This is a genomic window from Deltaproteobacteria bacterium (assembly GCA_019310525.1).
Lineage (GTDB): Bacteria > Desulfobacterota > DSM-4660 > Desulfatiglandales > HGW-15 > JAFDEE01.
This window is the reverse complement of record JAFDEE010000133.1, coordinates 1-5,192: the sequence shown is the minus strand read 5'-3', so window position 1 is coordinate 5,192 and position 5,192 is coordinate 1. Positions and strand designations below refer to the sequence as shown.

3 protein-coding genes are annotated in these 5,192 nt (G+C 50.0%); 2 read left to right on the top strand and 1 reads right to left on the bottom strand.

Annotation, left to right across the window (positions count from 1 at the left end; translation table 11 throughout):
* Positions 1–94: 94 nt before the first annotated feature.
* Complete coding sequence (locus tag JRF57_15955; protein MBW2305192.1) at positions 95–682, bottom strand: hypothetical protein; 588 nt, start codon at positions 680–682, stop codon at positions 95–97.
* Positions 683–1,858: 1,176 nt separating this feature from the next.
* On the opposite strand from JRF57_15955, the gene JRF57_15950 reads away from it, so the two are divergent.
* Together JRF57_15950 and JRF57_15945 are read left to right on the top strand one after the other, a co-directional pair.
* Positions 1,859–2,326 carry a (2Fe-2S)-binding protein gene (locus tag JRF57_15950; protein MBW2305191.1) on the top strand — a complete coding sequence of 156 codons (468 nt, stop codon included), beginning with the start codon at positions 1,859–1,861 and terminating at the stop codon, positions 2,324–2,326.
* Positions 2,323–4,524, top strand: a complete 2,202-nt coding sequence (locus JRF57_15945) for a xanthine dehydrogenase family protein molybdopterin-binding subunit (protein ID MBW2305190.1) — start codon at positions 2,323–2,325, stop codon at positions 4,522–4,524. Before JRF57_15950 ends, JRF57_15945 begins: the two co-directional genes overlap by 4 nt.
* The last annotated feature ends 668 nt before the right edge of the window (positions 4,525–5,192 follow it).

Below are 5,192 nucleotides of genomic sequence, written 5' to 3'. Positions count from 1 at the left end.
GGCTGCCTGAGGCGCTTACAGAAAGTCCCGAGAATAATACTATCCTTCTTCAAAGACCCTTACTGTCGATATGTCTTAATTGATGTCTAAATATTTATGACTCCATTTGTAAATCATAAATGATGAAAGGAATCACACTTTCTTCAGCAGCACCTTTTGCAAATCCAATGGGAAAGTCGTTCAAACCATCAGCCAGTCTTGACCAGCGATAACCTAAAAGCATAATTGTTGGACTCTTATTTAAAGTACTTTCGTAGAATTTAATATATGCTTGTATTGTTTTCTTATCCATTTCTTCATGAGTTGAAAATCGAAATGAAGAACCAAATATCCCAAAGTTGTGATATCCCACCATGCACCCTTCCAATCCATAATGCTCAGGCGACTGTATCTTGTGCCCTGGCAGTCTTGGATAATGGACCGGGCCGCTTTCCTCCACTCCGCCCAACATAAGGGAGCCGCCGGCGCAGTTGTTAGACGCAGCGGCAATGCCGCCCAGCAAAGCAGCTAATCCGCCGCATTTTAAAAAATCACGCCTGTTGACAGCACCCTTTTCTGAAATATCAGCAATCCATGCCAGGTCATCGGCTTTGGTCATGTCCTCATATTTTTGCATCTCATCAGCACCCCCTTCATGCTTATTTATAGCCTCAAGAAATTCCCGCCTTTTGATTGGAGTCATTTGTTTTCACCATGCAATTTAAGAAGTATAAGACCTTGCTTTTTCGGGAAAAAAATATAAAGAAAGTGCCCTTGTGAGTCAAGGAAGGAAAGCGGCGCAATATATGATGGTCTCATGCCTTTTAGGGGTTTTTAGCCTGGGAAGTCTTGTGTTGAATAGCAGAGCGGGGAAGGGGATAGCCTTTCGGAAAGCCATCTTTTTTGACCTTGACTATATTCGGGGACATACGTCCCCATTGAATCTCATGGCTGTTTTTTTGAGAGGCTCGACCTCTGCTTAGGCCGAAGCACAAGTCTCAATGGGATAATCCGGATCGCAGTAGAGATAATCCCTCCAAAGGCGGGTAAACCTCACAGGGCGGAACATGAGAATCTGAATAATCTATATGGCACTCGACTGGTGGCGCATTTGCCCTCTTCAGCGGGGGCCTGGCCTTGATATTCCACAGGCCAAGATGTTTGAGAATTTTTTTGATGACCTCTTCATCCTTGGTGAATATTAAGAGTAGCCGCAAGCCATCCAAGCGCATTATGGGCTACACCCTGTTATGGAAATGCCCCTCTGCACATGTCCATCCAACCAAAAGTCCGACAAAAATTTCATCCTTTATTAAAACCTATTGACCGGGGAGGGAAAGGATAGTATTTTTGACTATATCTGTAGGGTACTGAACCCTTCCAATTCCTTAAGAGAATTCAACTTAAACTGAGCGTTTCAAAATTTTGATGAGATTTCTTTTAATCATTTAGGTCCAATTATATTCTTTTTCGATCTTTCCCCTTAGAGTTACGTGCAGCTTCATTTTGAGCTAAAAGTCCTGTGGCGTGTCCAGCGAATTTTCTAAGCCGAACTTTTTGATGTATTTTCAGCAACTTATAACGACATTTCACGCCGGCAGCCTTGACAAACAGGCACTTTTCAACCGTGCCGCGACACAGGTGAGGTGGGTGATCACCTGATTTCAATGCATTTTTAAAGCGGGGGATTGTTCCTTCCTTCTTTGATCAATTGTGAAATATCCATCCTTTTCGAAAAAAAACCGTCCTGAACCATCGGCTTGCAGGAAAATTCTGTAACAGAGCCCGCATGGGAAGGGCGTTTCGATATATTGAATGGATAGGTAGGGGTACCTATAGCGTACAGGGCAACTTTCAAGGAAAGGGGAGGGATTTTTTCATGGTTTCTTTGCATGTCAACGGTAAGGATTACAGGCTGGATGTTCCCGGGGACAGCTCATTGCTCTGGGTCTTGCGGGATCACTTGGGACTGATGGGAACCAAGTTCGGCTGTGGAATAGGGGAGTGCGGTTCCTGCACGGTACACGTGGACGGAAAGGCCGAGAGGTCATGCACCTTGACGGTAGAGGAAGTGGAGGGGAAAAAGATCACTACCATCGAAGGGCTTCCCGATAACCATCCTGTTAAACGGGCGTGGATCAAGGAACAGGTCGTTCAATGCGGGTATTGCCAGCCCGGCGTGATCATGCAGGTTGCGGCTCTCCTCGACGGACGGTCAAATCCAAACCCGCAGGAAATCATTGAATCAATGGACGATGTAATTTGCAGGTGTGGAACCTATGCGCGCATGAAGCGGGGCATAGAAACGGCAATCCGGATCATGAGAGAGGAGGGGCAGGGATCATGAAAACAGCCATGACACGTAGAGAGTTTATGAAGGACTCCCTGGCCGCCGCCGGCCTCACCATTATCGCTTCAGTCACCCCTTTCGGCTACCGGCTGGTGAATGCCTCGGAGATGAAGAAAGACGAAATCGCCGCTTTCAATCCCACCGCCTGGATCCGGATTACACCGGATGATATCGTCACTTTGACCATGGGCCCCACCGAGATGGGTCAGGGGACCCATACGTCTCTTGCCATGGTCATCGCCGATGAGCTGGAGGCGGACTGGAAAAAGGTCAGGATCCGAATGGGGGAAGCCAGGCCGGAATTTATCAATCCTATTCTTCATGTCCAACTGACCGTTGCGAGCGCAAGTATCCGGGCTTTTTACATGCCGCTCAGGACCATGGGGGCGGCCTGCCAGGCCATGCTTCTTGAGGCGGCTGCAAGGCAGTGGAAGGTTCCAAAAAAGGAGTGCAGGGCGATCGGCGGAAAGGTTTTTCACAAGAAAAGCAATCGGAGCCTCACGTACGGCCAGTTGTGCCTGGAAGCGGCCAAGCTTAAGGTGCCTGAAAATCCTCCCTTGAAAAAGGAAAAGGAGTTCAAATTTATCGGCAAGAAGATCCCCCGTATGGACATCCCGGATAAAGTAAGCGGTAAGGCCGTTTATGGATTGGATTTCTCACTGCCCGGCCTGCATTATGCCGTCATCGCACGTCCGCCGGCTTATGGCGCCAAGCCTGTCTCCTTTGACCGGAAGGCCGCAGAGGCGGTAAAGGGGGTCAAGAAGGTCCTAGAGATTCCCCAAGGCGTCGCGGTGTGTGCCGAGTCACTCGATGCAGCATGGGCTGGAAGGGATGCTCTCAAGGTCAAATGGGGCCCGGGGACGATCCCCCTAATGGACAACGAGTACATAGAAAGAAGCCTGATGGAGGACTTGGACAAGCCTGGGTCCAAGGCAGTGAGTACCGGCGATGTCGAGGCGGCCCTCAAAGGAGCCAAGAGCAAGGTCAAAGCCATATACTTTGTTCCCTTTGTGGCCCATGCCACCATGGAACCCATGAACTGCACGGTTCACGTACGTTCAGACGGGTGCGACATCTGGGCACCGACCCAGGGCCAGACCGTTCCCCAGGCCATCGCTTCCAAGATCACCGGGTTGCCCAAGGATAAAGTCAACGTGCATACCACCTTTTTGGGGTGCGGCCTGGGCAGGCGCGGTCGACCTGACTTCATCGTGGAGGCCCTGATCATCGGGAAAGCCCTTGGAAAGCCGGTGAAAGTGGTATGGACCAGGGAAGAAGATATCAAGTACGATGCATTCCGTGCGGCCATGTCCCATAGGATCGAGGCCGGACTGGATGACAAAGGGCAAGTGATCGCGTGGTCTCACAAGACCGTAAGCCCGTCCATCCTGAAAGACATCAATCCCAAGGGAATCCAGAACGGCGTCGATTTCATGAGCCTGTGGGGTCTGGCGGATTTCCCGAAATCCCCCCATAACAACCGGATCATGTACGAAATCCCGAATCTTTACATCGAGTTTCTGATCTCAAAACTTCCGATTCCCGTTGCTCCATGGCGATCCGTCCAGAACGGCCCTAACGCCTTTGTTATAGAGTCTTTTATAGATGAACTGGCCCATGCCGTGGGGAAGGACCCCCTTGAGTTCCGCCTGGCCCACCTGAAAAATAACAAGCGGCCCCGAAGGGTCCTTGAAACCGTTGCAGAGAAGGCCGGGTGGGGCAGACCCCTTCCGGAAGGGATGGGACGGGGGATCGCCCAGCACTCCTGTTTCGGCACCTATGTGGCCCAGGTTGCGGAGGTATCGGTCAACAAAAGAGAGGGGACCTTCAAGGTGCATCGGTTGGTCATAGCAGTGGATTGCGGACCGGCAGTCCATCCTTTCAACATAAAGACCCAGATCGAGGGGGCCGCTACCATTGCCTTGAGTACCGTCCTGAGGGAAGAGGTCAAGTTTTCGAAGGGCGGTGTGGAATCGGCCAACTTCGATGACTACAGCCCGATCCGGATCACGGAAGTACCAGACATCGAAGTCCACATTATCAAAAGCAACGACAAGATCGGAGGAATTGGAGAACCCGGCGTCCCGCCCACGGCCCCGGCTGTAGCCAACGCGATCTTCAATGCTACGGGTGCTCGGGTCAGGCGTATACCGATAACACCCGAGAGGCTTTTGGAGGCTATGAAAAAGGCCTAGCCCGGGCCCCCTTTTCCATTCGAACTCCGCTCACCCGCAGTGCCGGCTATTTCCGGTGTGTTACAGGCCGGCCGGCAAGGGGAGGGCGGAGTTTTTCTTTTAAGGGCGATAGAAGTTTTTTAAAAAAATCGCCCGATCGCGACCGAAAATAGTTGAAAATTGCGATTTTGTGGCTTAGTTTTGTGTCATTCTTAAATCCAGATTATACATGACAAATTTTGAAGGATATCAATTTTTTAATCATTATGGGTTGTTGGGCATGTTCCCAAGCCAGATTACATTCACTTTAAAGGGGCAGTCAGGAAACATCAAATTTATTCAAAATTTGTCACCCTTCGGGATTGCCGATTTTGCCGGATCTGCTGCGTTGTAAGGCGCTCGAAGTACTGAGAGTACGTCTTTGCACCTTACCGCCTTGCATCTTCGGCAAACTTGAAAACTGCATAACCTGGGTTAAATACCGGCACAAATCGCATGGGGCGGGTTCTTCAGTAAAGTTTCCCCCCCATGTTGCTTTTTTCCTAAACTGAGCGTTTCAAAATTTTGATGAGATCCTTTTATTGTCCCATTCGGGGAATGGGAGAAAAACCCTCGCCTTTAGGCGAAGACTTCAGTAAGCTTGCGGTATGGAGAATTATCGTCGATCGAGCCATACCGTCTATGATCTA

What these genes read in the sequence shown, in the direction of transcription:
- JRF57_15955 (MBW2305192.1), bottom strand. Translation starts at nt 682, where the DNA reads ATGACTCCAATCAAAAGGCGGGAATTTCTTGAGGCTATAAATAAGCAT.
- JRF57_15950 (MBW2305191.1), top strand. Translation starts at nt 1,859, where the DNA reads ATGGTTTCTTTGCATGTCAACGGTAAGGATTACAGGCTGGATGTTCCC.
- JRF57_15945 (MBW2305190.1), top strand. Translation starts at nt 2,323, where the DNA reads ATGAAAACAGCCATGACACGTAGAGAGTTTATGAAGGACTCCCTGGCC.